General features: G+C 74.7%; 19 protein-coding genes. 10 read left to right on the top strand and 9 right to left on the bottom strand.

Going from position 1 to position 25,424, the window contains the following annotated elements; all coding sequences use genetic code 11:
- Positions 1-70: 70 nt before the first annotated feature.
- The 3 genes from AB0D46_RS32610 to AB0D46_RS32600 are packed head-to-tail and all read right to left on the bottom strand — an operon-like array spanning position 71 to position 3,040.
- Positions 71-1,327 carry a Tm-1-like ATP-binding domain-containing protein gene (locus AB0D46_RS32610; protein ID WP_362882836.1) on the bottom strand — a complete coding sequence of 419 codons (1,257 nt, stop codon included), beginning with the start codon at positions 1,325-1,327 and terminating at the stop codon, positions 71-73.
- A 48-nt stretch (positions 1,328-1,375) separates the two neighbouring features.
- Entirely contained in the window at positions 1,376-1,888 is a 513-nt protein-coding gene (locus AB0D46_RS32605) for an NUDIX domain-containing protein (protein WP_362882834.1), read from the bottom strand.
- A gap of 54 nt (positions 1,889-1,942) precedes the next feature.
- Positions 1,943-3,040, bottom strand: a complete 1,098-nt coding sequence (locus tag AB0D46_RS32600; RefSeq protein ID WP_362882832.1) for a cation diffusion facilitator family transporter — start codon at positions 3,038-3,040, stop codon at positions 1,943-1,945.
- 196 nt (positions 3,041-3,236) lie between these two features.
- Here AB0D46_RS32600 and AB0D46_RS32595 point away from each other — a divergent pair, with 196 nt between their 5' ends.
- Genes AB0D46_RS32595 through AB0D46_RS32585 form a run of 3 tightly spaced genes read left to right on the top strand, consistent with a single transcriptional unit; the run spans position 3,237 to position 7,231 of the window.
- Positions 3,237-5,591, top strand: a complete 2,355-nt coding sequence (locus AB0D46_RS32595) for an FHA domain-containing protein (protein ID WP_362882830.1) — start codon at positions 3,237-3,239, stop codon at positions 5,589-5,591.
- A 6-nt stretch (positions 5,592-5,597) separates the two neighbouring features.
- Positions 5,598-6,221 (top strand): hypothetical protein, encoded by a 624-nt coding sequence (locus AB0D46_RS32590; protein ID WP_362882829.1) that lies wholly within the window; start codon positions 5,598-5,600, stop codon positions 6,219-6,221.
- Positions 6,218-7,231, top strand: coding sequence for a serine/threonine-protein kinase (locus AB0D46_RS32585; RefSeq protein ID WP_362882827.1), 1,014 nt, complete (start codon positions 6,218-6,220; stop codon positions 7,229-7,231). Before AB0D46_RS32590 ends, AB0D46_RS32585 begins: the two co-directional genes overlap by 4 nt.
- On the opposite strand, the gene AB0D46_RS32580 is transcribed toward AB0D46_RS32585, so the two are convergent.
- Positions 7,226-8,497: a streptophobe family protein gene (locus AB0D46_RS32580; RefSeq protein ID WP_362882825.1), complete on the bottom strand. Its 1,272-nt coding sequence runs from the start codon at positions 8,495-8,497 to the stop codon at positions 7,226-7,228. The genes AB0D46_RS32585 and AB0D46_RS32580 overlap by 6 nt on opposite strands.
- A gap of 126 nt (positions 8,498-8,623) precedes the next feature.
- Between AB0D46_RS32580 and AB0D46_RS32575 the strand changes: the two genes are divergently transcribed.
- The 4 genes from AB0D46_RS32575 (at position 8,624) to AB0D46_RS32560 (ending at position 17,416) form a co-directional block, all read left to right on the top strand.
- Positions 8,624-10,102, top strand: a complete 1,479-nt coding sequence (locus AB0D46_RS32575; RefSeq protein ID WP_362882823.1) for a DUF6777 domain-containing protein — start codon at positions 8,624-8,626, stop codon at positions 10,100-10,102.
- A 151-nt stretch (positions 10,103-10,253) separates the two neighbouring features.
- Positions 10,254-12,476 (top strand): SpoIIE family protein phosphatase, encoded by a 2,223-nt coding sequence (locus tag AB0D46_RS32570; RefSeq protein ID WP_362882821.1) that lies wholly within the window; start codon positions 10,254-10,256, stop codon positions 12,474-12,476.
- Positions 12,477-12,751: 275 nt separating this feature from the next.
- Positions 12,752-16,357 (top strand): phosphodiester glycosidase family protein, encoded by a 3,606-nt coding sequence (locus tag AB0D46_RS32565; protein ID WP_362882819.1) that lies wholly within the window; start codon positions 12,752-12,754, stop codon positions 16,355-16,357.
- A gap of 78 nt (positions 16,358-16,435) precedes the next feature.
- Positions 16,436-17,416, top strand: a complete 981-nt coding sequence (locus AB0D46_RS32560; protein ID WP_362882817.1) for a hypothetical protein — start codon at positions 16,436-16,438, stop codon at positions 17,414-17,416.
- 29 nt (positions 17,417-17,445) lie between these two features.
- Here AB0D46_RS32560 and AB0D46_RS32555 read toward each other — a convergent pair whose 3' ends face one another.
- The 3 genes from AB0D46_RS32555 to AB0D46_RS32545 all read right to left on the bottom strand — a co-directional run bounded on the left by AB0D46_RS32555 (position 17,446) and on the right by AB0D46_RS32545 (position 21,049).
- Complete coding sequence (locus AB0D46_RS32555; RefSeq protein WP_362882815.1) at positions 17,446-19,407, bottom strand: ABC transporter permease; 1,962 nt, start codon at positions 19,405-19,407, stop codon at positions 17,446-17,448.
- Positions 19,408-19,637: 230 nt separating this feature from the next.
- Positions 19,638-20,453: a molybdate ABC transporter substrate-binding protein gene (gene modA, locus AB0D46_RS32550; RefSeq protein ID WP_362882814.1), complete on the bottom strand. Its 816-nt coding sequence runs from the start codon at positions 20,451-20,453 to the stop codon at positions 19,638-19,640.
- Between the two features lie 200 nt (positions 20,454-20,653).
- Positions 20,654-21,049: a helix-turn-helix transcriptional regulator gene (locus AB0D46_RS32545; RefSeq protein ID WP_362882812.1), complete on the bottom strand. Its 396-nt coding sequence runs from the start codon at positions 21,047-21,049 to the stop codon at positions 20,654-20,656.
- A gap of 134 nt (positions 21,050-21,183) precedes the next feature.
- Between AB0D46_RS32545 and AB0D46_RS32540 the strand changes: the two genes are divergently transcribed.
- Positions 21,184-21,615: an RNA-binding S4 domain-containing protein gene (locus AB0D46_RS32540; RefSeq protein WP_362882810.1), complete on the top strand. Its 432-nt coding sequence runs from the start codon at positions 21,184-21,186 to the stop codon at positions 21,613-21,615.
- 158 nt (positions 21,616-21,773) lie between these two features.
- On the opposite strand, the gene AB0D46_RS32535 is transcribed toward AB0D46_RS32540, so the two are convergent.
- Together AB0D46_RS32535 and dhaL are read right to left on the bottom strand one after the other, a co-directional pair.
- Complete coding sequence (locus AB0D46_RS32535) at positions 21,774-22,181, bottom strand: PTS fructose transporter subunit IIA (RefSeq protein ID WP_362882808.1); 408 nt, start codon at positions 22,179-22,181, stop codon at positions 21,774-21,776.
- Positions 22,178-22,786, bottom strand: coding sequence for a dihydroxyacetone kinase subunit DhaL (gene dhaL / locus AB0D46_RS32530; RefSeq protein WP_362882806.1), 609 nt, complete (start codon positions 22,784-22,786; stop codon positions 22,178-22,180). Before dhaL ends, AB0D46_RS32535 begins: the two co-directional genes overlap by 4 nt.
- Positions 22,787-23,149: 363 nt before the next feature.
- Between dhaL and AB0D46_RS32525 the strand changes: the two genes are divergently transcribed.
- Both AB0D46_RS32525 and AB0D46_RS32520 read left to right on the top strand, forming a co-directional pair.
- Positions 23,150-23,845: a DUF4142 domain-containing protein gene (locus AB0D46_RS32525; protein WP_362882804.1), complete on the top strand. Its 696-nt coding sequence runs from the start codon at positions 23,150-23,152 to the stop codon at positions 23,843-23,845.
- A 9-nt stretch (positions 23,846-23,854) separates the two neighbouring features.
- Positions 23,855-25,225 (top strand): DUF1996 domain-containing protein, encoded by a 1,371-nt coding sequence (locus tag AB0D46_RS32520; RefSeq protein ID WP_362882802.1) that lies wholly within the window; start codon positions 23,855-23,857, stop codon positions 25,223-25,225.
- Positions 25,226-25,424: the final 199 nt, after the last annotated feature.

Here is a 25,424-nt window from a genome sequence, read left to right as displayed (position 1 = left end):
CCACCACCAGGGACACGTTTCCGCCACGGCTGGTTCCCCACCGGGAGGGGCGTCTCGAAGTGCTGTCCGCTCAGGCCACGGCCGCGAGCGCGCCGATCATGGCGTGCAACCGGTCGGCGGCGGCCCGGCCGAAGGACGGGTCGTTGATGTGGGTGTCGTAATCGTGGATCCGGGCGGCGCTGCCCCGCAATCCCTCGCGCAGCGCCGAGAACAGGGCCCGGTCCGCGCCGGGGTCATGGTAGGGCCCGCCCGGCGCGCCGAGCGTCGACAGTCCGCGCAGTGGGACGCAGATCTCCGTCGGCCCCGTCGAGCCCCGTAGTTTGGCGGCGACCCGACGGCCGAGCTCCGCGCACTCGGACTCGTTCGTGCGGATCACCGTGATCGAGGGGTTGTGGACGCGGACGCGGCGGTAGCGGGCCCGTTCCGGCAGGCTCTCCAGCGGCCCGAACTTCACCATGTCCAACGCCCCCAGGCTCACCACCTGCGGAACCCCCGCCCGCCCGGCCGCGGTGAGCCGGTCGGGTCCGGCGGTCAGGATGCCGCCGCACAGGTCGTCGGCGAGTTCGCTGAGGGTGAGGTCCAGCACGCCCGCGAACACGCCCTGACCGGCCAGGGTCTCCAGGGTGCGGCCGCCGGAGCCGCTGACGTGGAAGACGAGCACCTCGTAGCCCAGCTCCGTCAGCCGCTCCCGGGCCGCGTCCACCCCGATGGTGGTCACGCCCGCCATGCTGGCCGCGACGAGCGGCCGGGGACCCGACCCGAGCCGGCCCCGCCGGGCCGGGTCACGGCTGCCGCGGGCGTACCCCTTCGCCATCCCCGCGACGGCCTCCACCGCGTTGGCCAATACCGGGGCGGACACGCTGTTGATCCCCGCGATGTCCACGACGCTGTACATCATCGTGAGGTCCGAGGATCCGACGTACGGGGACACGTCCCCGGACGCCATCGACGAGACCATCACCTTCGGCACGCCCAACGGCAGGGCCCGCATCGCGCGGCTCGCGATGGAGGTGCCGCCGCTGCCCCCGATCGCGAGGACCCCGTGCAGCCGACCCTCGGCGTGCAGGCGCAACAAGGTCGCCTCGGCCCCCTCGGCCATCGTGGTCACGGCCGCACCCCGGTCGGCGGCCGCGCGCAGTCGCGACAGTTCCGTACCCGCTGCCCGGGCGACCGCTTCGCGCGGCACGTCCGCGGGCACTTTCGGTTCTCCCATGATCCCGGTGTCGACCAGGATCACCTCGACGCCGGCGCGCGACAGCCTCTCGCGCAGCCAGCCGTACTCGACACCCTTGGTGTCCAGGGTTCCCACCAGCACGACGTTCGTCATATGTGCAATGTCCATGCAGGTGGGGTTTGTTGGCAAGTAAAGGTCGGGTCAACCCTTCAGGAGCATCAACAGTCGCTCCAGGAACGGGATTTGAGAGGTCATCAGCTTCTCTTCGGCCACCGGGGGAGTGAACCAGGCCACCCGGTCCAGTTCGGGGAACTCCTCCTCGCGACCCGAGTGCGGCGGCCACTCCATCGTGAAGGTCCCGGGCACCATCAGCGCGGGGTCGAGGTCCGCCTCCACCGCCCAGATGGTCACCAGCTTGCCGCTCGTCAGTCGTACGTCACCCAGTGGCAGGTACTCGCCCTCCGGCGGCGGCAGCCCGATCTCCTCGGTGAACTCCCGGCGGGCCGCGTCCCGCGGCGTCTCCTGCGGCCCGTACTCGCCCTTCGGGATGGCCCAGCCCCCGGCGTCGCGCCCCGACCACAGCGGACCGCCCATGTGGCCCAACAACACCTCGATCCCGTCCCCGGGATCCGTCGCGGCGCGCTCGGCGCCGCCGGTGGTCCGCCGGAAGAGGAGCAGTCCGGCACTGCGCTTGTGGCGTTTCGGTTCCGTCATGGACCCATCCATGCCCCGCCCCGGCCGCGCTCAGTGATCGGGGCGGGGTGAGCGTCAGTGCGGGTGCGGGCCCTGCCGGTGCACCGGGCCGTGGGCGTCGGCGCAGTGCCCGTCGCCCGCCGGATCCTCGCCCGCCCGGCCGACCGAGAGCAGTGCTTCCTGGACGTGGTCCACCTGGAGGGTGGTGTGGGTGATCCCGTACTCCTTGTCCAGCAGCGCCTCCAGGTCCCGGCGCACCGCGTGGCAGTCACCCGCCGGCTCCACCAGCACGTGCGCGGACAGCGCCGCCTGTCCCGAGGTGATCGTCCAGATGTGCAGGTCGTGGACCTCCGTCACCGGCGGCTGCCCGGCGAGCCGGTCACCCACCGCGTCCGGGTCCAGATGGGCCGGCGCCGCCTCCAGGAAGATCCGCCCGGACTCGCGGACCAGCCCGTAGCCCGCCTTGACCATCAGGACGACCACCACGAGCGAGGCGATGGAGTCGGCCTGCCGGAAACCTGTGGTCAGCACGATCAGACCGGCCACGGCCGTCCCGATGAACGCGAACAGGTCGTTCAGGATGTGCTGGTAGGCGCCCTCCACGGCCAGCGAGGACCGGTTGGCCCGGGAGATGCACCAGGCCGCCGCGACGTTGACGAGGATGCCCGCCAGCGCCGTCACCAGCACCAGCCCGCCCTCGACCGGCGGCGGATCGAACAGACGCCGTACCGCCTCGTACGCCAACCAGACCGCCAGCAGCAGCAGCGTCAACCCGTTGGCCTGCGCCGAAAGTATCTCGGCACGCTTGAGGCCGAACGTGAATCCGCCGCGGGCCGGACGGGCCGCGAGCCGCATCGCGATCAGCGCCAGCACGAGCGAGACGGCGTCCGTCAGCATGTGCGCGGCATCGGAGATCAGCGCCAGCGAATGCGCCATGACGCCGATGACCACCTCGATCGCCATGAACCCGCAGATCAGCGCCAGGGCGATGCCCAACCAGCGCCGGTCGGCGTCCGGGTCGACCCCGTGGGGGTGCCCGCCCGGGCCGTGCGCGTGGGCGCCCTGACCGTGCTCGGCGTGCTCACGCCCGGCGGGGCCGCGGCCCTCCCGGCCGCCGCGCCCCGGGTGCCCGTGCTCGTGCGCGTGCTCGTGCGCGTGCTCGTGCGCGCTCATCGCTTCCCCCGTCTTCGTTCGCCGTTTGTTCGGTTCGCCATTCGTTCGGTTCCGAGTTTGTTCGGTTCCGACGCGTGAAGTGAAGCGCACCGCGACGAGATCGGCAAAGGCTGCAACGGGGACCGTTGTCATTCCCTTTAACGCGCCCCTGACCTGCCCTTATGCCGGCAGCGCAGGATCATGGGAAAATCTGTCCATGGTCCAGCGCCCCGGTGTGCCGACCCCACCCGAACTCGTTCTGGAAACCGCCCGCGGCTCCACCGAGATGAGCCCGGAGCGGACCTACCACGTCGGCCGCGACCCCCTCTGCGAGATCTGCCTCGACGACGCCCGCGTCTCCTGGCACCACGCGGTTCTGCGCCCCGACGGCGACCACTGGACCGTCGAGGACGAGGGCAGCACCAACGGCACCTGGGCCGACGGCCACCGCGTCCACGCCCGGCACATCGGCCCCGGCAGCGAACTGCGCTTCGGCAGCCCCCAGGACGGCCCGCGCGCGGTCCTCACCGGGCGCACGCCCCCCGAGCCCGCCCCCGCCCAGCCCTCGGGCGTCTTCGCCCCCGCCCTGACCGGCACCTTCCGCCGGCCCACCAGCGTCCGGCCGGTGCCCGCGCGGACCGCGGTGACCATCGGCCGGGACCCCGCCAACGACCTCGTCCTCGACGACCTCGTCGTCTCCCGCCGACACGCCGAACTGCGCGCCCTCGTCGACGGCGGCTACGAGATCGTCGACCTCGGCAGCCACAACGGCACCTACCTCAACGGAGCCCCCGTCGAACGGGCGCCCGTCACCGACGGCGACATCGTCGGCATCGGGCACTCCGCGTTCTGCCTCGTCGGCGACCGGCTCCAGGAGTACGTCGACACCGGCGAGGTCTCCCTCGACGTCCAGGACCTCGCCGTCACCGTCGACCACGGCCGCAAGACCCTCCTCGACCACGTCTCCTTCCCCGTCGGCGCGAAGTGCCTGCTCGCCGTCATCGGCCCCAGCGGCGCCGGCAAGTCCACCCTGCTCGGCGCCCTCACCGGCCTGCGCCCCGCCGACCACGGCAGCGTCCTCTACGACGGCCGCGACCTCTACCGCGACTACGCCGAACTGCGCAGCCGCATCGGCCTCGTCCCCCAGGACGACATCCTGCACGCCCAACTCACCGTCCGGCGGGCCCTCACCTACGCCGCCGAACTCCGCTTCCCTCAGGACACCGCCAAGGCCGAACGGCGGGCCCGGGTGGACGAGGTGATCGGCGAACTCGGCCTCCGACAGCGCGCCGACCAGCCCATCCACAGCCTCTCCGGCGGCCAGCGCAAACGCGTCTCCGTCGCCCTCGAACTGCTGACGAAGCCCTCCCTGCTCTTCCTCGACGAACCCACCTCCGGCCTCGACCCCGGCATGGACCGCTCCGTGATGCACATGCTGCGCGACCTCGCCGACGACGGCCGCACCGTCATCGTCGTCACCCACAGCGTGCTCAGCCTCGACGTCTGCGACCGGCTCCTGGTCCTCGCGCCGGGCGGGCGCACCGCCTACTACGGGCCGCCCGGGCGGACCCTGGACTTCTTCGGCTTCACCCAGTGGCCCGAGGCCTTCGAAGCGTTCGAGAACGACCGCGATCGCGACTGGGCCGGCCAGTACGCGGCCTCCCCCGAGCACCGCAGGTACGTCGCCGGCACCGTCCGCCCCCTGCTGCCCGACGGAACCCGGCCCGCCGCCGCCTCCGTCGCACCACCGCCCACCGCGCAGAGTTGGGGGTCCCAGCTCTCCACGCTCATCCGGCGATACGCCGCCGCCCTCGGCGCCGACCGCACCTTCCTCGCCATCATGATCGCGCTGCCGTTCGTGATGGGCGCCATGGCCCGCGCCCTCGCCGGCTCCACCCTGACCAGGGATTCGGCGATCAACGCCCTGCTCATCCTGTGCGTCGGCGGCGTCCTGACGGGCGCCGCCAACGCGGTCCGGGAACTCGTCAAGGAACGGGTCATCTACCAGCGCGAACGCGCCGTCGGCCTCTCCAGATCGGCCTACCTGATGTCCAAGGTCGTGGTGCTCGGCGCCATCACCGTCGCGCAGGCCGTCGTCCTCACCCTCGTCGGCCTCTTCGGCGTGGAACTCGGCGCACCCGGCGGCCGTGGGGTGTTCCTGCCGCCCCTCCTGGAAATCACCGTGGCCGTCGCCCTGCTGTCGTTCACCGCGATGATGCTCGGACTGCTCGTCTCCGCCCTCGTGAAGAAGGAGGAGGTCACCATGCCCCTGCTGGTCCTCCTCGCCATCGTGCAGGTGGTCTTCTGCGGGGCGCTCCTGCAACTCGACGGGGTCCCCGTCATCGAACAGTTCGCCTGGCTCGTCCCCTCCCGCTGGGCGCTCGGCGCGATGGCCGCCACCCTCGACCTCGCCCGGATCGTGCCCGGCCCGCTCACCGACGACCCCCTGTTCGCCCACTCCGCCGGCGTCTGGCTGCTCGACGTCGGCATGCTGGTGGCCCTGTCCGTACTGTTCGGGGTCCTGGTCTCCCGGCTGCTGCGCCGGCACGAGCCCGCGATCATGCGGAAGTAGGCGCCGGTGAACAGCGCACCGGACACCCCCGGCGCCGGATTCCGGCCCACGCACGTCGTCCCGGGCGACGGACTGCCCGCCTGGGAGGCCCCCGACCCGAGCCGGCCGACCGCCGCCCTCGACGCCTTCCTCCCCGTGCAACTGCTGTCCCGGCAAGGGGAGTGGGGGCAGGTGCTGTGCTCCAACGGTTGGTCCGCCTGGGTCGACGGACGGCTCCTGGTGGCGGTGCCGCGGCCGCCCCCGACGGCGGGCCGGCCCCTCGAACGGGCCGAGGACCCCGCGCCGCTGCTCGCCCGTACCGCCGAGGCGCTGGAGCGCGTCCGCCGGGCCGCCGCCGACCTCGCGGCGGGTCGCCTCGACGCCGACGGCGTCCGCCGCGCCACGCTCGGGCTGCGGGCCGGCGTCGTCCTCGACGGGGACCGGCTGTGGGTCTACGACGAGGAGGCGGGGCAGTGGCTGTACGCGGACGGGAGCCGCCCGACGACGTACGCGGTCGACGCGGAACCGGGCACCCCGCCCGCTCCGGAGCCCCCGCCGCCCGGACCGGACCCCGGCGCGGGAGCCGACGTACGCGACGTGCCGCACCCGCCGACCCGGGTCACCGGGACGCCCGACGGGGCGGGGCCGTGACGGGCGCCGCCGACGCCGCGCGCGGCGGGCCCCCCGGGCTGCCGGGCCGGCGGATCGCCGGGTACCTCGTCGAGGACGAGATCGGCCGGGGCGGCATGGCCGTCGTCCACCGGGCGCGGGACCTGCGCCTGGACCGGACGGTCGCGCTGAAGGTGCTGGCACCCGAGTTGGCCCGCAACGACACCTTCCGGCGGCGCTTCGCCCACGAGTCGAAGGCCGCGGCGGCCATCGACCATCCGCACATCGTGCCGGTCTACGAGGCCGGCGAGGCGGAGGGGCTCCTGTACATCGCGATGCGGTACGTCGCCGGACAGGACCTGCGCGCCCTGCTCGACCGGACGGGCCCGCTGCCCGTGCCGACGGTGGTGCGGATCGCGGGCCAGGTCGCGTCGGCGTTGGACGCGGCGCACGCCCACGACCTGGTCCACCGGGACGTGAAACCCGGCAACATCCTCGTCGCGGAGGGCACGGACGGCGATCACCCCGAGCACGTCTACCTCACGGACTTCGGACTGACGAAGAAGTCGCTGTCGCTCACGGGGTTCACGACCGTCGGACAGTTCGTCGGAACCCTCGACTACGTGGCCCCGGAGCAGATCTCCGGCAAGCCGGTGGACGGCCGCTGCGACGTCTACGGCCTGGGCTGCGTGGTCCACGAGATGCTGACGGGCGGGCCGCCCTTCCGGCGCGACGACGACCTCGCCCTGCTGTGGGCCCACCAGTACGACCCGCCACCACCCCCGTCGGCGGAGCGCCCGGAGCTGTCCCCGGGGGTCGACGCCGTGCTGGCGAAGGCGCTCGCGAAGGCGCCCGAGGACCGTTGGGACGGCTGTCTGGAGTTCATCACGGCCCTGCGCGCCGCCGGAGCCGGAGGAGCGGGGAGCGGGCGGCGGCCGGAGCCCGGCGGAGACGTCGCCGGGGATGCCGCTCGGGACGCCCCCGCCGCGCCGCCGTCCTGGGCGCTGCCGGTGTTCGGCAAGTCCGGGGATCGGCACGCCCGACCCTCATGAGGCGTCGGGCGCCCCGGCCGGGACCCGGCGTCGCAGCGGGCGGGCCGACAGGGCGCCGAGGAACCCGGCCACCGCACCCCAGAGGAGGGCCAGGCCGACGGTGCGCAGCAGCACCGGCGTGAACGCGACCGTGCCGCCCAGGGCGTCGCCCGCGCCGATGCCCAGCAGTGAGAGCCAGAACTGCGCCTGGACGCGGGCCAGCAGGCACACGGTCAGGGTGCCCAGGGCCAGCGCCACGGCCAGGTGGAGGGCGTGCTGCCGGGGACGTATGTGGACGGGGGAGCGGACGGCGGCCAGCACGCCCGCGCCGAGCAGCAGCACGGCCGCCACCGGCACCAGCCACCAGGCCCGGGCGTCCCGCTCGGCGAGGGAGGCCACGTCCACGGTGGACAGCTCCGGCCCGCGCAGGGCCTCGTCCAGGAGGCGCGGCATCGGCAGCCCGAAGGGTCCCTCGGCCCGACCCCGCCAAGCCCCGCCGAAGCCTAGGGTCAGCGCGGGCCAGACGAGGTTCGGGAGGCCCAGCAGGAGCACGGCCAGGGTCCGGTCGGCGTGCCCCTGGGTGAGGGCGACCACCACGCCGACGCCGAGGCCGAGGACCACGTACGCGAGGAGCAACAGGGTCGTGGCGAACGCGGCCGGGCGCACGGCCGCGTGGAAACGGACCAGCCCGGCCGGCAGCGGTGCGCGGCGTGAGACGAGCAGGGAGACCAGCAGCAGGCCCAGGATCCAGAGGAGTCCGAAGCAGAGGGTCGCGGGCAGGTCGGCGCGGAACCCCACCGTGGGCGCGGAGTCGAGGAGGTCGCCGATCTCACCGATGTCGCCGAGGTCACCCGGTGCGGAGTCGCCCGTGGTCAGGCCGAAGTCCTTGCGGGCGAGGAGGGCGAGGCCGACCAGCGCGAGCAGCCACAGGACCGTCAGACGGGCCGCGCGGAGGAGGAGTTCGGTCGGGCCGGCGACCGCCCGGTTGTGCAGGGGGCGCAGGAACACGGCGCCCGTCGTGAGCGCGCCCGCGAGGGCGACCGACAGCGGCAGCACGGACAGGCTCGCGTCCGCCTCGGCCAGGAACCCGGCCCCGCCGGACACCTCCACCGCGCCACCGGCCGCCATCACCACCACCGCGGCCACCACCCGGGGGAACGCCCCGTCCGGCAGGCCGCCCGCGCCGGCGCAGGCGAGGCCGGCCGCGGCCACCGCCGCCATCACCACGAAGCCCACCACGACGGCGACGAGGGCGTCCCGCCAGACCCTCGGAGAGGTACGGATCACCCTGCAACGGTAGGCACCCCCGGCTTGCGGCCACCACCCGAACGACGCAGACAATGGTGGACAGAAGTGCGAAAAGTCCGGATACCTCCCGCTCGTCGGCGGCCTGTTCGCTTGGGAAGAGAGCCTGTGACCACGCACCCCTCCGGCGAACGTCCGCCGCAGCCGAACCAGCAGCCGAACCAGCAGCCGTCCGGGGCGTCGCCGACGTCGGGGGCTGCTTCCCCGGGCGGTCCGGGCTCCCCGTCGGGACCTCCGTCCGGGCCGCTTTCGGGCGGCGGGCAGGGGGCGCCGCCCCCGCAGGGCCCGCCGGCCGGCGGCGGTCCTTCCGGGAAGCCCTGGTGGCGGTCCCGGCGCGGGGCCGTCGCGGCGGCCGTCGCGCTGGCCGCCGTCGCGGCCCTGGTCGTCGTGCTGACCCGGCCGGGCGGCGGGGGCACGCCCACCCCCGACCGGGCGGGCGCCGAGGTCTTCCTCCAGCCGGCCGCCGCCACCGGACCCGACCCGTTCACCGAGTCGACGGCCGCTGCGGGGGGCGGTGTGCCGCCCCCGAGTCGACCGCCGGAGCCGTCCACGTCACCCACACGGAGTACTGGCGCTCCCGTCGGCATCCGCAGCGTCACCGGGTCCACCCCGGGCCTGTACGGCGGCACCGAGAACGTGGCCAGCTGCGACGTCGAGAAGCAGGTCGCGGTGCTGTCGGCGGAGCCCGCCAAGAACGCCGCCTTCGCCTCCGCGCTCGGCCTGCGGCCGGCCGCCGTACCGGCCTACCTGCGCTCGCTGACCCCCGTACGGCTCGCCCTGGACACCCGCGTCACCAACCACGGCTTCCGCGACGGCCGGGCCACCCCGTACCAGGCGGTGCTCCAGGCCGGGACGGCCGTCCTCGTGAACGACCGGGGCGTGCCCCGGGTGCGTTGCGCGTGCGGGAACCCGCTCGGGGCGGCCGTCGCGCTGTCGGCCGACGCGAAGCGGCAGGGACAGCCGTGGAAGTCGTACCAGCCGCAGGACGTGGTGGTCATCGCCCCGTCGGTGACCGTCGTCAACAAGATCGTCATCTACGACCACGAGGAGCGCCGCTGGTTCGAGCGCGAACGGGGCGCCGACCCGCGACCCGACAGGCCCGTCCCACCGCCGGTCATCCCCAACCCGAAGTACACGACTCCGCCGGTGAGTCCGCCGGTCACGCCGCCCGCGCCGGACAGTTCCCCACCGGTCACGTCCCCGCCCGTGACGTCCCCGCCCGTCACCGATTCGGACGGCCCCGACGGCTCGCCCTCGGACCGTCCGGGGGACACGCCCTCCGACAGCCCCGGGGACACGCCCTCGGAGGAGTCCCCGGCCTCGCCCGAGGGCTCCCCGGCGGATTCGCCCGACGGATCCTCCCCGGACACCCCCGACGGGCCGTCGACGCGGTCCCGGGCACCCGGGCTCACCGACGACTCCGGCACCCCGACGGGAACGCCGCAGTCGCAGTCGCCGGACCGCCCGCAGCAGGAGCGGGCGGTCACCCCGACGGTCACCGGCACCGGGACCGGCACCGCCACCGCCCCCGGTAGCGGCACCCCGACCGGTAGCGGTACCGCGACCCTCCCGCCCTCCCGGGACTGACCCGCTCGGCGGCGCCCGGGTGGGAGGGCGCGTGCGGGGTGCCGGGTTCGGGCAGGTCGGCGGCTCGCGCACCTCGTAAGGCTCGTGCAGGGGGGTGGGCCGGCTCCTGCTGCGCATGCCGGGGGCGGGGTAACAGTGAGACCCTTGTCGCATGGACCAACGGGGACGAAACCCCGAGGTCGATTGGCCCGCGCGGCCTGATCTGAGCCTCGCGCTCAACCGCATGGGTACCTTCGACTGGGATCTCGACAACGGGCGCATGCACCTGGACGCCACCGCGCTGGAGGTGCTCGACCTGTGTCCGGAGGAGTTCGACGGAACTCCGGCCGGGCTGCGCGGCCGCGTCGCCCCGGGCGAGGAGGAGCGCTACGACAGCCGCGTCGTGCAGGCCCTCCAGGACGGCCGCAGCCACTACGGGGTCTACTTCCGCACCCCCCGCGCGGACGGCGACACCGCTTGGATCCACCTCCAGGGCCACATCCTTCGGGACCCCGACGACCGCCCGTACCGGATCATCGGCATCCTCCGCGACGCCGCCCGCGACCCCGGTGAGCCGGGCGCCGCAGGCGAGCGGGACGAGGGCCGGCGCCGGATGACCGGCGTCGTCGAACGGACCACAGCGATCCTCGCCCACGCGCGCACCGTCAACGACGTGACCGACGTCCTCAAGGACCGCGAGGCCCTCGGCCACCTCGGCGCCGTCAGCGTCATGCTCGGGGTCGTCGACGGCGGCCGGATCCACTTGGTCGCGGAAGGCCAGTTGGGCACGTACGTACCGGAGATCGAGTACACGCGCATCGACGCCCAGCTCCCCATGAGCGAGGCCGTACGCACCCTGCAGCCCGTCTACATCTCCTCCCGCGAGGAGTTCCAGCGGAGCTACCCGCAACTGTGGCCGTACATCGAACCGCTCTCCGTGCGCAGCGGCGTCTACCTGCCGCTGATCGCCCAAGGACGCCCGGTCGGCGCGCTCGGGCTGCTGTACACCCGGGACGGTGACTTCACCGCCGAGGAACGCAACCTCCTCGTCGCCCTCGCCGGCGGCATCGGGCAGAGCCTCCAGCGGGCGATGCTGTTCGAACAGGAGCACGACCTCGCCGAGGGACTCCAGCGGGCCATGCTGCCGCGCCGCATCCCGGAGGTGCCGGGCGCGCGGATCGCCGTGCGCTACCGGGCCGCCCGGATGGGCCGGGACATCGGCGGGGACTGGTACGACGTCATCCCGCTCGGCGCGGGCCGCGTCGGCGTGATGATCGGCGACGTCGAGGGCCACGACACGGACGCGGCCGCCGTCATGGGCCAGCTGAGGATCGTGCTCCGCGCGTACGTGCTGGAAGGCCACACCCCCGGTACGGCGATGGCCCGCGCCTCCGCGTTCCTGCGCGAACTGGCCACCGACCGCTTCGCCACCTGCACCTACGCCGAGGTCGACCTCAACACCGGCATGATGCGCATGGTCCGGGCCGGCCACCTCGACCCCGTCGTACGGCGCGGCGACGGCAGCTGCCACCGCGTCCAGGTCGCGGGCGGCCTCCCGCTGGGCCTGCCCCCGCGCGAGCGGCACGGCACCGGGTCCGGCTACCCCGTGACCTCCCTCGAACTGCACCCCGGGGACACCCTGTTGCTCTGCACGGACGGCCTGGTCGAGTGGCCCGGCCGCGATCCCGAGGCCGGCATGCGGCAGCTCATGGACACCGCCGGCGCGGGCCCCGCCGACGTCGAGGAACTCGCCGACGTGCTGTGCGACCTCGTCGGGGACGCGGGCGGCGGGGACGACATGGCCCTGCTCCTGCTGCGTCGGCGGGGCGCCGCCGCCCCGCGCGGTGGCGGCCCGCTGCACCAGCGGCTCGCGCCAGGCGATCCCGACGGGCCGGCGATGGCCCGCCACCTGATCCGGGCCGCGGTCGCCGCGTGGGGGGCCCGGGAGCGGGCCGACGAGATCGAGCTGGCGGCGGACGAGCTGATGACCAACGCCCTGGTCCACACCGACGGCGGCGGGCACGTCGTCATGTGGCTGACCGTGGGGGGCCGCATCCGCATCGAGGTGGAGGACACGAGCAGCGCCCTGCCGAGGCGCCGGGAGGCGGGTGACTGGGCGGTGTCGGGCCGCGGCCTGATGCTGGTGGACCGGCTCGCGGACGACTGGGGCGTGGAGCCGCGCGGCAGCGGCAAGAGCGTGTGGTGCGAGTTCGACGTCCCGCCACCGGGCCCGGCGCCGTCCCCGACACCGGCGCGGACGGAGCCAGAGGCGGGGCCCGTGCCGGGTTCGGGGCGGGGCCCGCATGCGGGGGTGGCGGGTCCGGGGCTCGCGCGACCCGAACCGGAGCCCTCGCTCGGGCCGACGGGGACATCGCGGGTGGCGTGGGGGGACTGAACCCCGTTCCGCTCAGGGCCGGTTCGCTGCGGCGTGCGGCGTGCGGCGTTGGTCGTGCTGGGGGTGTCCTGGCTCCGGTTGGCCGGTTGGCCGGTTGGCCGGTTGGCCGGTTGGCCGGTTCGGTGGGGAGGCGAGGCGTGCCGGGGGTGGGCTGCGTGGAGTGAGTGTGTCCTGGCTTCGGGTGGCCGCGCCGGTTCGACGGCAAATGGCTGAACACGCCACCACGGGGCGGCCGGACGACCCGATCGTCCTACGAAGTGATCGATGCTGCCTGGATGCCGAGCCTCCGCCCGCTGCTGCCCGCCCTGCTCGCCATGGCCCTCGCCGCTCCCGCCCACGCCGCGGGCTCCGAAGCACGGGCGTCGGATCCGGCGCGTCTCGCGACTCCGGTTGCCACGACGGATCCCGACCGGTTCCCGCACGCGGCGGCCCACGGGCTGTTCCTGCACCCACAGCTCCCGGGACAGCCGCCGATTCCCATGGGACCGGTGCTCCCGCTGCCGCCGGCGTTCTCGGCGGCGCCCGGTGCTTACCGCCCCGCCCCGGGGCTCTTCGGGTACCCGGAGGTTCCGGGGTTGCCCGGTGTTCATGCGTACCGGCCCGTCCCGGGGTTCCTCGGGTACCCGGCGGTTGCCGCGTCGCGGGCGCCCTCGGCGTTTGCGGCGCTGACCGGTGCTTCCGCGTTCCGGGCCGTCCCGGGACGGCCCCCGTACTCCGCGGCTGTCGCGTTCCCGGCGGCTCCCGCGGACCCGGCCGTCCCCGTACTGTCCCCGTACCCCGTGGCCCCCGCGCGCCCCGTGGAGGCCCCGGTCCCCGGCGACGGGGTGGAGACCGCTCGGGTCGGGCGGGCGGTGGCGCCGGGGGTGCGGTTGGAGTCGTACGACCGGCTGGAGGGGGACCGGTGGCTGCGGATCGACGAGTTGGTGGCGGACCTCGGGGCGGGGAGCGGGGTGCGGGCCGAGTACCTGGGCGGCGCCGGCCCGCTCACCCTGGCCGAGGCCGCCGCCCGGCATGACGCGGGGCCCGGACGGCGCGTCGTCGCCGCCGTCAACGGGGACTTCTTCGACATCGGGGCCACCGGAGCCCCCCTCGGCCCGGGCGTTCGCGGGGGCCGGCTGCTGCATTCCGGCTCGCCCGGACCCGGAGGCGGCGCCGCCGTCGGGTTCGGCGCGGACGGCACGGGCCGGGTGCTGCGCCTCGTGGCGGCCGGCGACGTCACCCTGCCCGGCGGTCCGGCCCGGCCCCTGGCGGGGTTCAACGCCGCCCGGCCCCCGGTGGAGGGCTTCGCCGCCTACACCGCCGACTGGTCGGGTACGACCCTGCCCGCCCCGGCCCCCGGACCCGGCGCGCTGGTCGAACTCCGCGACGGCGTCGTCGCGGCGCCCGCCCGGAGCCCGCTGCGCTCCGCCCGGCCGCAGCGCCCCGCACCCGGCACCACCCTGCTGTTCGCGAGCGGTGAGCGGCAGACGGCCGCCCTCGCCGCCCTGCGCCCCGGCGACCGGGTGAGCGTCAGGGCGCGGCCCGTACCCGCGTCCGGGCCGGTTCCCGTCGTCGCCGTCGGGGGCCGCGAGGCCCTGGTCGTCGACGGGAAGCCGCTGGACCACACCGGCCGGCCGAACGACACCGCCGCCCCGCGCACCGCCGCCGCGTTCTCGCAGGACGGCCGCCGGCTGCGGCTCGTCACGGTGGACGGCCGGCAGCGCGACAGCGGTGGCCTCACCCTCACCGGCCTCGGCCGGCTCCTGCACCGTCTCGGTGCCCACGAGGCCCTCAACCTCGACGGTGGAGGTTCTTCGACCCTCCTCGCGGCGGGCCGGGGCGAGTTGGTGCTCACCACGGAGAACTCCCCGTCCGAGGGCCGGCCCCGGCCCGTCCCCAACGGGATCGTCCTCACCGCTCCGGCCGGATCCGGACGGCTCGCCGGCTACCGGGTCGAAGCGCGCGGCGGCGCCGTCCGGCTGTTCCCCGGCCTGACCCGCACCCTCACCGCCACCGGCCACGACACCGCGTACGGCCCCGCCGCCGGAACCCCGCGCTGGACCACCACCGGCGGCCGGATCGGCCCGGACGCCGTGCTCCGCGCCGGCCGGCCGGGTCCCGTCGCGGTCGAAGCCCGACACGGCACCGCCCTCGGCACGCTCCGCCTCGACGTCCTCGGCCCGCCGGCCCGGCTCCGGTCCACCCCGGACCGGATCGGCCTCCTGACCCGCGATGAGAGCGCCACGTTCACCCTCACGGGCTACGACGACCAAGGCGCGGCGGCCCCCGTCGAACCCCGCGATGTCGCCCTGCACTACGACCGCAACCACTGGCACGTCACCGAGAACGGACTCGGCGGCTGGACCGTCAAGGCCCTCACCCCCCACGCCACGGGCCACGTCCGCGCCACCATCCGCCCGCCGGTCCCGCACCCCGCCCCTGCCCCCGCGACCACTTTCGGCTCTGACTCAACCTTCGCCCCCTCCTCGGGCCTCGGCGCCGGAGCGGGCCCCGCCCTTGCCTCTGCCTCCGCCTCCGCATCCGCTTCCGCATCCGCCTCCGCTTCCGCATCCGCCTCCGCATCCGCTTCCGCTTTTGGCTCGGGCTCGATTTCCGCCCCGGCCCCCGGCCGCCCCGCCTCCTACCCGACCTCGGCCTTGGCCGTCGGCTCGGGCACTGCTCTCGGCTCCGTCCTTGAGCCGACGCTCGGTTCCGGCCCCGGCTCGGCGTTCGGCTCCGGGGTGGCGCCCGCCCTCGCTTCCCCTACCGCCTTTGGCCCGGGATCAGGTGCCGCGCCGTCCTTCGGTCCCGCCTCCCCCTCGACTTCGTTCGTGACCCTGGCCTCTGGTTCCCCCTCCGGTTCCGGTTCCGATTTGGGCTCGGGCTCCGCCCCCGTCCGCGCTGTCACCGTCGACGTGCCGCTCGGTGTCGGGGTCGTGGCTCGGCCGCTCGCCGGGTTGGAGGACGCTGCCGCGTGGCGCGGTACCGGGGCGGCGCCGGCCGCGGGGCGCTCGGGTCGGGGGCTCGCCCTGGAGCCCGGCCCCGGCCGGGCGGCCGGCGCGACGCCGCCGCGGTCGGTGCCCGTGCCGGAGCTCGCCCGGTCGGTGGCGTTGTGGGTCCACGGTGACGCCTCGGGAGCCCGGCCCGCCCTCGAACTGGTCGACGCGGAAGGGGCCGTGGTGACCCTGCGCGGGCCCGCCGTGGACTGGACCGGCTGGCGCGAGCTGACCCTGCCGCTGCCCGCCGACGCCGAGCGACCCCTGGCCCTCACCCGGCTCTCGGCCGACGGGCCCCGCCCCGGCCGGCTGGTCCTGGACTCCCTGACCGCCCCGACCCCGCCCACCGGGCCCGCCGTGCCCGGCCCGGTCCGTCCGGACCCCGTTCTGGCCTCCGCCGCCGAGGTGCGGGCCCGGTCCTGGCGGTTCGCCGTCGTCTCTGCCGCCGCCCCGGGGACCGCCGTACCGGCCGGGACGGCGGACCTCGTGCTGACCGGCGCCGAGCAGCGGCCGTTCGTCCACCGCGGCGTACGGTTCCTGCCGCTCGACACCACCCGCCGGACCCTCGACGGCGGCGGCCTCGCCCGGACGCGCGCCCTGACCGCGGCGCTCACGGCCGCCGCCCGGGAGACCTGGACGGGGGCGCTGGTCGTCGTGGCGCCGTACGCCCCCCACACCGTCGACCGCAAGGAAGCGGCCCTGCTGGCCGGGCGCCTCGCGGAGTTCCGGCGCGGCACCGGTAAGAACGCGGTGCTCATCACCCCCGGAGCGCCCCGTTTCGCCGTCGGCCGCAGCGAGGGCGTCCCGACCGTCGCCACGACCGGCACGGCCCGAACCCTGTTCGGCGTCGACGCCTTCCCGCCGCCCGGCCACGAGTGGCTGTCGGTACGTCAGGAACGCCCGTAGATCGTGTCCGGAACCCGCGGCGCGGGAAACCCTGTTGCCTCCCTGGTCCCTCGTACCACGGCGACCTAGCATGCTCGGGTGGACGTTGACGTGAAGCTGGACCCGGAGGACGTGGACCGGCGACTGGTGGCCCTGGCGGGGGCGTCGGAGCTGCCACCACCGCTGCTCCGGCGGCTCCTGCGGCATCCGCAGGCCCGGCGGGAGGCGGCCCGCGTCCGGCGGGACCTGACGGAGGAACTGGCGGGGGAGATCATCGCGCTGGGATCGGCGCGGCCGCTCGCCTTCAACGCGAGCCTGCCGGCCGCGGTCCGCCGCCGGCTCGCCGCCGACCCGCAGGAAGTGGTGCGTGCCGCGCTCGCCGCGTCCGCTCCGGACGACCCGCCGGGATTGCTCGCGGGTCTGGTCGCCGACCCGTCCGCGTTCGTCAGGCGCTTCCTCGCCATGAACGGTTCCCTGCCCGGGCCCGTCCTCGTACGGCTCGTCGAGGACCCCGATCCCCAGGTCCGTTCGGAGCTCGCCACGTGGCAGCGCGATGCCCCTGAGGAAATCCGCGTCGCCTTGCTGAGCGATCCGGAGCCCGTCGTACGCTCCGTGGCCTGCCGGTCGTACGTGCCGCCCGCCGCTCTCGTCCCCGACCTGCTCGCGGACCCGCGGACGCGGCGGGACGTCCTCCGCCACCTGGAACTCGACCCGGACCTCACGGCCTGTCTGGCCCGGGACCCGGACGTGGGGGTACGCGCCGAGTTGGCCCGGTTGCACCCGGAGCTGCCCCGTTCCCTGATCGACCTCCTCGCCGCCGACCCGGAACCGAACGTCCGCGCCGTGATCGCCCGGCGACGGGAGACCACGCCGACGGTACGACGGTCCATCGAGGCAGATCTGCGCGCAGGCGCCGACCGCTTCCTGGCGGACCCGGCAGCGGCGACCGAAGAGGACTTGGCCCGCTACGCGGCGTCCTTCGGGCTGCACGGTTGTCCGCCGCGCACGCCGCCCGTCCCGGACGCTCCGCGGCCCTCCCTCGCGGAGGTGGAGGAACTCCTGTCCCGCGCAGGCCTGTGAAACGCCGCTGCCCCCCCGGGTGCTGAGGCCTACAGCCGGACGAGGGTGACCTCGGTCGCCTTCACGCTCGTCCAGACGGACGCTCCGTCGATCACGCCGAGTTCGGCGGCCGCCTCCGGGGTGATCTCCGCGACCAGGTCGGGTGCCTCGCCCGAGGCGATCAGCACGCGCAGCCGACTGCCCACCGCGGTGATCTCCCGGACCGTGCCGCGCCACACGTTGCGCGGGCTGCCGCTCGGGCGGTCGCGGTGCACCGACACCGCCTCGGGGGCGATGATCGCGAGGGCCTGCGCCCCCTCGGGCAGGCCATCCGCGACCACCAACCGGCCGCCGCCCGCGAGGGCGAGGCCGTCGGCGGACGCGGTCCCGGGCCAGGCGTTGCGGCCGAGCATCCGCGCCACCCAGGGGGAGCGGGGATGCCGGGTGACCTCGGCGGGCGCCGCGTCCTGGAGGGTCCGGCCGTCGGCGAGTACGAGGACCCGGTCGGCCAGCGACACCGCCTCGACCGGGTCGTGGGTGACGATGAGGCAGACCCCGCCGAAGCCGGCCAGGTGGGTGCGCAGGGTGTGGCGCACGCGGGCCCGGGTCGTCTGGTCGAGGGCGGCGAGCGGCTCGTCGAGCAGCAGCAGTCGGGGGCGGGCGGCCAACGCCCGGGCCAGGGCGACGCGTTGTGCCTGCCCGCCCGACAGCTGGGCGGGCTTGCGCCGGGCGAGGTGACCGACGCCGAGCCGGTCCAGCCAGGCCTGCGCCTCGCGGCGGGCCGCGGCCCGGTCGGTGCCGCGCGCGCGGAGTCCGTACGCCGTGTTCGTGAGGGCGGTCAGGTGCGGGAACAGGGCGCCGTCCTGGGGGACCCACGCCACCTGCCGGCGGTGCGGGGGCAGTGCGGTGACGTCCGTGCCGCCGAGGCTGAGCGTGGCGTGGGCGCGGGGCGTCAGGCCGAGCAGGGCGCGCAGCAGGGTGGTCTTGCCCGCGCCGTTCTCGCCGACGACCGCGATGGTGGTGCCCGGCGCGGCGTCCAGGGTGAGTTCGTTGAAGCCGGTGACCTCGGCGTGCAGCGGCCAGCGTCCCCCGGTCGGATCCTCGGCCCCGCCGGCGCCCTTCGCCCCGTCGGATCCGGCAGCGGTCCCCGGCACGTCGGGGTTCGGCGCGGCGGGTTCCTCCGCCACGGGCGGCACGTCCGCCGCGCTGCGGGCGACGGGGGCGCCGGTCCAGCGGCCGCGCAGGGCGATGAGGACACCCATGGCGATGGCGAGCAGCAGCAGCGACACCGAGGTGGCGGCCTCGGGCTGGTCCTGGAGCAGCAGGTAGACCTGGAGGGGCAGGGTCTGCGTGGTGCCCGGCAGGTTGCCCGCGAAGGTGATGGTGGCTCCGAACTCGCCGAGCGCGCGGGCCCAGGTGAGGGCCGCGCCGGCGATCAGCCCGGGCGCCACCATCGGCAGCGTCACGGTGAAGAACACCCGGACCGGCGAGGCGCCGAGGGAGGCGGCGGTCTCCTCGTAGCTCTGCTTCAGGCCACCGAGGGCGCCCTCCAGGCTGATGACGAGGAAGGGCATCGCGACGAAGGTGGCCGCGACGACGGCGCCCGAGGTGTGGAAGGGCAGCGTGATGTCGAAGGTCTCCTCCAGCCACGGCCCGAGCAGTCCGCGCCGCCCGAAGCCGAGCAGCAGGGCGACACCACCGACGGTCGGCGGCAGCACCATCGGCAGCAGGACCAGCGAGCGGACGAGGGCCTTGCCCTTGAACTCGACGCGGGCCAGCAGCCAGGCGAGGGGCACGCCGAGGACCAGCGACAGCCCGAGCGCCCAGAGGGACACCACCAGCGACAGCTTGAGGGCCTCGACGACGCCGGGGCTGGTGAGGTGGGTACCGAGTTCGCCCCACTGGGTGCGGGTGAGGATGCCGATCAGGGGCAGCAACAGGAACCCGATGGCGAGCAGCGCGGGAAGCGCCAGCGTCACGGGCGGCCGGTTGCGGGTGCGGAGTCTGCTCATGGGGTTCCTGGCTGGAGCTGCTGGGACCGGTACCGGAAGGTGCCGGGGACGAGCGTACGAAGTACGGGCCACGCGGACACGCACCCCGGGGACGGCGGCCCCGGGCGGCGGGTCCGCCGGCCACGGGAACGGTGGTCGCGGCGCGGACGCGCCCGCGGCCGTGCGACGCCGAGGGGGCTGCCCGTCCCCCCGGACCGGGCAGCCCCCTCGGCGCCGTACGGCGTCGGTGGTTACGGCTGCTGGAAACCGGCGTCCTGGAGGATCTTCTGCGCCTCGGGGCTGTTCAGCCAGGTCACGAACGCGGCAGCGGCCTCGGCGTTCTTCGACTGCTTGAGGGTCGCGGCCGGGTAGGAGGCGACGGCGTTCTGGTCGTCCGGGATGTCGACCGTGACGACCTTGTCGCCGGACTTCGCGGAGTCGGTCTTGTAGACGAGACCGGCGTCGGCCTCACCGAGCTCGACCTTGCTCAGCACGGCGCGGACGTTGGGCTCCTGGGAGACCGGCTTCACCTCGACCTTCCGGGCGTCCAGGATCTGCTTGCTGTAGCGGCCGACGGGGACCTCGGGCGCCGCGAGGACGACCTTGAGCTTGGTGTCGGCCAGGTCCTTCAGGTCGTCGATCTTGAACGGGTTGCCTTTGCCCGTCGCGATGACGAGACGGTTCTTCGCGATCACCGAGGCGTCGTTCGTCTCGGCCTTGAGGCCGTCCATGGTCTTGGTGTCGGCGGTGACCAGCGCGTCGGCCGGGGCGCCCTGCTTGACCTGGGCGGCCAGTTCCTGCGAGCCGGCGAAGGAGAACGTGACCTTCGTGCCGGGGTGGGTCTTCTCGTAGGCGGCGCCCGCGGTCTTGAAGGCGTCGGTGAGCGAGGACGCGGCGAGGACGGTCAGGTTCGCGGCCCCGGCCGGGGCGGAAGCCGAAGTGGAGGCGGAGGCGGACGCGCCGGTGTCGGTCTTCTCGTCGTCGCTGCCGCCACAGGCGGACAGCGGAACGAGAAGGGCGGCGGTGAGCGCGGCGGCCGCGGTGCGACGGTTCAGTATCGCGGACATGGTGGGTGCTCCTCGGGCGGGTCGGCGGTCGGCCGGATGCCGGGACCGCGTGGTGGTGACCCGCGCCGGTGACGGGCGGAGCGGGTGGAGAGGTCTGGGGAGGTCTGGGGAGAGCGGGAGGAAGAACGGAGAACACGGGCGGAGGACAAGAACGGGGCAGAGCGGAGACAGGAGCGGAACGCGGAACGGGCCGTGCCGGATCAGGCGCGGTCCACGTGCACGCTGGTGGACTTCACGCGGGCGGCGGCCCGCATGCCGACCTCCAGCCCCAGTTCCTCGACGGCCTCGCGGGTCAACAGGGAGACCAGCCGGTGGGGACCCGCCTGGATCTCGACCTGGGCGGACACGTCACCGAGCTTGACCGCCGTGACGATGCCGGAAAAGGAATTGCGCACCGAGGTGTAGGGCTCTTCGTCCTCGACGTGCGCGCCCTGGCCCATCTCCACGGAGAAGGCCGCCAGATCCCGGCCGTTGATCAGGCGACGGCCGCCCTCGTCGCGATGGGTCGCCACCCGGCCGGCGTCGGCCCAACGACGTGCCGTGTCCGGGCTGACGCCCAGCAGGCGCGCCGCCTGTCCGATCGTGTAGGACTGCATGAGCGACAAGGTAGGGGCATTGCTCGCGCATTTGCAATTCATTTGGGATGATCTCCATTGCAGATGCCATGCCTGTTGTGTCATCCGCCAAAATCCATTCCGTTGCCGGCCGGCGCGCTCGGTAAAGTCGGGGCATGGCTGAGGAAAAGACGCAGGAGCCGTCCACAACGGCAGCGGTCGCGGTCCCGGCGGGGCCCGCCGACGCGGGCAGCGCCCGCGTGGACGCCTGGATCTGGTCGATCCGGCTGACGAAGACCCGTTCCGTCGCGGCGACCGCCTGCCGGGCGGGCCACGTGAAGGTCAACGGAGAGCGGGCGAAGCCCGCGCAGACGGTGCGCGCGGGCGACGAGGTACGGCTCTTCCACGCGGGCCGCGAACGCATCGTGGTCGTCCGGCGACCCGTGGCGAAGCGGGTCGGCGCCCCCGTCGCCGCCGAGTGCTTCATCGACAACAGCCCCCCGCCGCCCACCCCCGTCGAGGCCGCCGTGGTCGGCATCCGAGACCGGGGGACCGGCCGACCGACGAAGCGCGACCGCCGCGAGATCGTGAACCTGCGCGGCCGCTGACGCGCCCACCGCACCCGCCGACCGCCCCCGGGCGGGGCCGGTCCGGCACGGTCCGCCGAGGCCGCCCACCGGCCGACCCCGGTCCGCCGCGATCCGCCACGACCGGCCGGGCCTCCGGCCGGTCAGGCCGGGCCTCGGCTCCTCCGGCCTCCGGCCGGTCAGGCCTTGCGGTACGCGTACGCCTCCCCGGCGGCGGCCACGACCGCCTCCAGGTCCGCCCCGGCCGAGGCGGCGACGACCGCCGCCACCGCGCCCTCCACGAAGGGCGCGTCCACCAGCCGGCACCCGGCCGGCAGCTCGTCCTCCTCCAGCAGCGACTTCACCGTCAGCACCGAACTGCCGAGGTCCACCAGCAGCGCCACCCCCGCGCCCCCGTCGACCGCCGACGCGGCCGCCAGGACCAGGTCCGCGCTCGTGCCCAGCCCGCCGTCGGGCGTACCGCCCGCCGGGGCGATCGGTGCCACCGTCCCGCCCCCGGCCAGCCCGCGCGCCAGCTCCGCCACGGACTGCGCGACGGCGGCGCTGTGCGACACCAGCACGATGCCGACCAGCGGCCCGGCGCTCACGCGGCGCCCTCCGCGGCGTCGGCCAGCGCGTCCAGCAGCAGGGCGGACGAGGTGGCCCCCGGATCCTGGTGCCCGACGCTGCGCTCGCCCAGGTAGCTGGCCCGGCCCTTGCGGGCGATCAACGGCACCGTCGCCCGGGCGCCGTTCTCCGCGGCATCCGCGGCGGCCCGGTACGAGGTGCCCAGCGCCGCCACCCCCGGCAGCAGCGCGTCCAGCATCGTCTTGTCGCCCGGCGCCGCGCCGCCCAGCCCGGCCACCGCGGCCACCCCCGCCGACAGGGCCTCATGCAGCTCCTCGTCGGAGACCTCGGCGGCCTCGCCGAGCTCCTTGCCGGTGCGGCGCAGCAGCGTCCCGTACAGCGGCCCGGACGCGCCGCCGACCGTGGAGATCAGGGTCCGTCCGGCGAGCTGGAGGAGCGCGCCGGGCGGGGCCGCCGGATCGGCGCCGGCCAGGGCGCCCCGTACGGCCACGAACCCGCGCAGCAGGTTGCTCCCGTGGTCGGCGTCCCCGATGGGGGAGTCGAGTTCGGTCAGTCGGTCCGCCTCGCGTTCCACCGCGTCGGCGGTGGCGTCCATCCAGCGCCGGAAGAAGTCTGCGTCTCGCACCGGGTCTCCTCGCCTCGCCTCGTACCCGCCTGGGCCCGTCCCCTCCACCCTACGACCGGGGCCCCGTCCGGCGACCGCGACGCAGCGCCGGGCTCGGGGACGCGGGTACGGGCGGGGGAGCGGGCAGGGCGGGGGAGGGCGCGCACGGGCGGAGCCGGCGGTGACCCGGGTGCGGCCGGGGCACGGTACCAGCCTTTCGAGGGGTTGCCCGGATGTCTATCCGATGGTGATTGCCTTGATGTTCCGTCACCACGAGCGGCACTAGCGTCCCTTGGCACCCGGGAGTGCGGATGCGTCCGGCCGGCCCGACACGGCCGCCGGTGCGGCCCGCAGCCCTCCTGGCCCCCAGAGCAAGGAGGTACTGTGCCGTCACTGCGTCGGTCGTCCGTCGGCAGCATGTCGCTCGCTTCGAGGCACGTGATCGGGACGGCCATCGTCATCGGTGCCCTCGCCTTCACCCTGATCGCCCTGCTGATCCCCGTGGACAAGTTCGGCGGCACGTCCGCCTCCGCCGCCACGGCCGCGGCGGACGATGACGGCGCCGGAACCCTGAGCACGGCCTTCGGGCCGCTGACCCCCGCGGACCGGGACTTCGTCCGCAAGGTCCGGCTCGCCGGCCTGTGGGAACTCCCCGCCGGCCGGCAGGCCCAGCAACGCCCCACCCGCCCCACGGTGAAGACCGCCGGTGAGCACCTCGTCGAGGGCCACACCGAGCTGGACCGCCGGGTACTGGAGGTGGGGCAGGCCCTCGGCGTCGAACTGCCGGACCGCCCCAGCCCGCAGCAGCAGGACTGGCTCGACCAGCTCGACCAGGCCCAGGGCGCCCAGTACGAACGGCTGTTCGCGCAACTGTTGCGCCGGGCCCACGGCAAGGTCTTCGCCCTCGTGGCGCAGATCAGGTCCCAGACCCGCAATTCCATGGTCCGCGCCCTGGCCACCGATGCCAACGCCACCGTTCTGGACCACATCTCGGTCCTGGAGGACACCGGGCTGGTCGATTTCGACGGCCTCGCGGACGCCTCACCGGCTCCCTCCACCGTTCCCCGATCGACGAAGTGAAGTGATCGCATGAGTCAAAAGGGCCACAAACGCCGTCTCCGACCCGCCCACAAAGCCCTCGCCGTGGTGGCCGCCCTCGTCATGGGCGGCGGCGGGGTCGGTCTCCTCGCCCAGGGCGCTTCCGCCGGGCAGGACGACAAGGCGGCGGTGACCGCCACCATCGACTGCCCCGACGTCGGCGACAAGCTCCGCGACGTCCCCGAGCAGGCGCGCAAGGAGGTCGACGAGAACCTCGCCCAGCTCGACACCCAGGTCGCCGACGCCTACGCCAAGCTCTCCTCCGGCCGGGCCAAGGGCAACGCCCTGCTCGGCGAACTGAAGAACCAGCGCGGCGGCACCATCGGCCGCCTCTCCGACGCGATGGCGAGGTCGGGCTCCCGCCCCCAGGGCTTGGACGGGCTGAGCGCCTGCTCGATGCAGGAGGCCCCGGCCGCCGACGCCGCGGACGTGAAGAACGCCCAGGCCGCCGGCGCCGCGCCGGCCGCGAACAAGGGCGGCGGCGGGCCCGCGCGCAGCGACTTCGTCGCCATCGGCACCGTACGACCCAACGTGCGCAAGCCCGCCGCCCGCGGGGGCGCGTCCACCGGCACCTTCTCCGTGCAGTGCGGGCGCAACGAGAACGGCCACTTCAACCCGGACAACGTCATCGTCGCGCCGGGCGTCAGCAACGGCGCGCACCACATGCACGACTACGTCGGCAACAGGACCACGGACGCGTTCTCCACCAACAACAGCCTCGCCGCGTCCGGAACGACCTGCACGAACGGCGACCAGTCCACCTACTACTGGCCGGTGCTGCGGCTGCGCAACGGACAGAAGGAACGGGACGCCGCCGCGCCGGGCGGCGGTCAGGACGGGAACGTCGGCACGATCCTCCAGCCGAAGCAGGTGACGATCGACTTCAAGGGCAGCCCCGCGAGCAAGGTCACCGCCATGCCGCGGTTCCTGCGGATCATCACCGGGGACGCCAAGGCGTTCACCAACGGGACGGCCAACGCCAACGCTTCGTGGAGCTGCACCGGTTTCGAGAACCGGCAGTTGAAGGACAAGTACCCGATCTGCCCCAAGGGCAGCGACGTCGTGCGCACCTTCAACTTCCAGAGCTGCTGGGACGGACGCAACACCGACAGCGCCAACCACCGTACGCACGTGGCGTTCGCGGACAAGAACGGCTCCTGCCCGAACGGCTTCAAGGCCATCCCGCAACTCGTGCAGCGGATCGTGTACGGGGTGCAGCCCGGCGCGAAGTTCGCCGTGGACAGCTTCCCCGAGCAACTGCACAAGCCGGTGACCGACCACGGTGACTTCATCAACGTCATGTCCGACGGTCTGATGGCCGGCGCGGTGCGCTGCATCAACGGCGGGCGCACCTGCCGCTGAGAACCTCGGGGTGCACGCCTCCCCTCCCCCGCGTCACCCCGAGAGCGGTGCCGGTCCGAAGCCGACTTCGGACCGGCACCGCGCGTTTGCGCGTCCGCGCGGGGGAGGGGGCGTGGGCGCGCCCGGGCCGCGGGGCCGGGGTCGTGGCTCCGCCGGGGGGGGTGCCGGGCTGCGGCCCGTCCGGGCCCCTCCGGGGCCG

This window comes from Streptomyces sp. NPDC048383, from assembly GCF_040651775.1.
In the GTDB taxonomy this organism is placed as follows: domain Bacteria; phylum Actinomycetota; class Actinomycetes; order Streptomycetales; family Streptomycetaceae; genus Streptomyces.
Note: the sequence above shows the minus strand (reverse complement) of the source record. Positions and strands in the feature narration are given on the sequence as shown.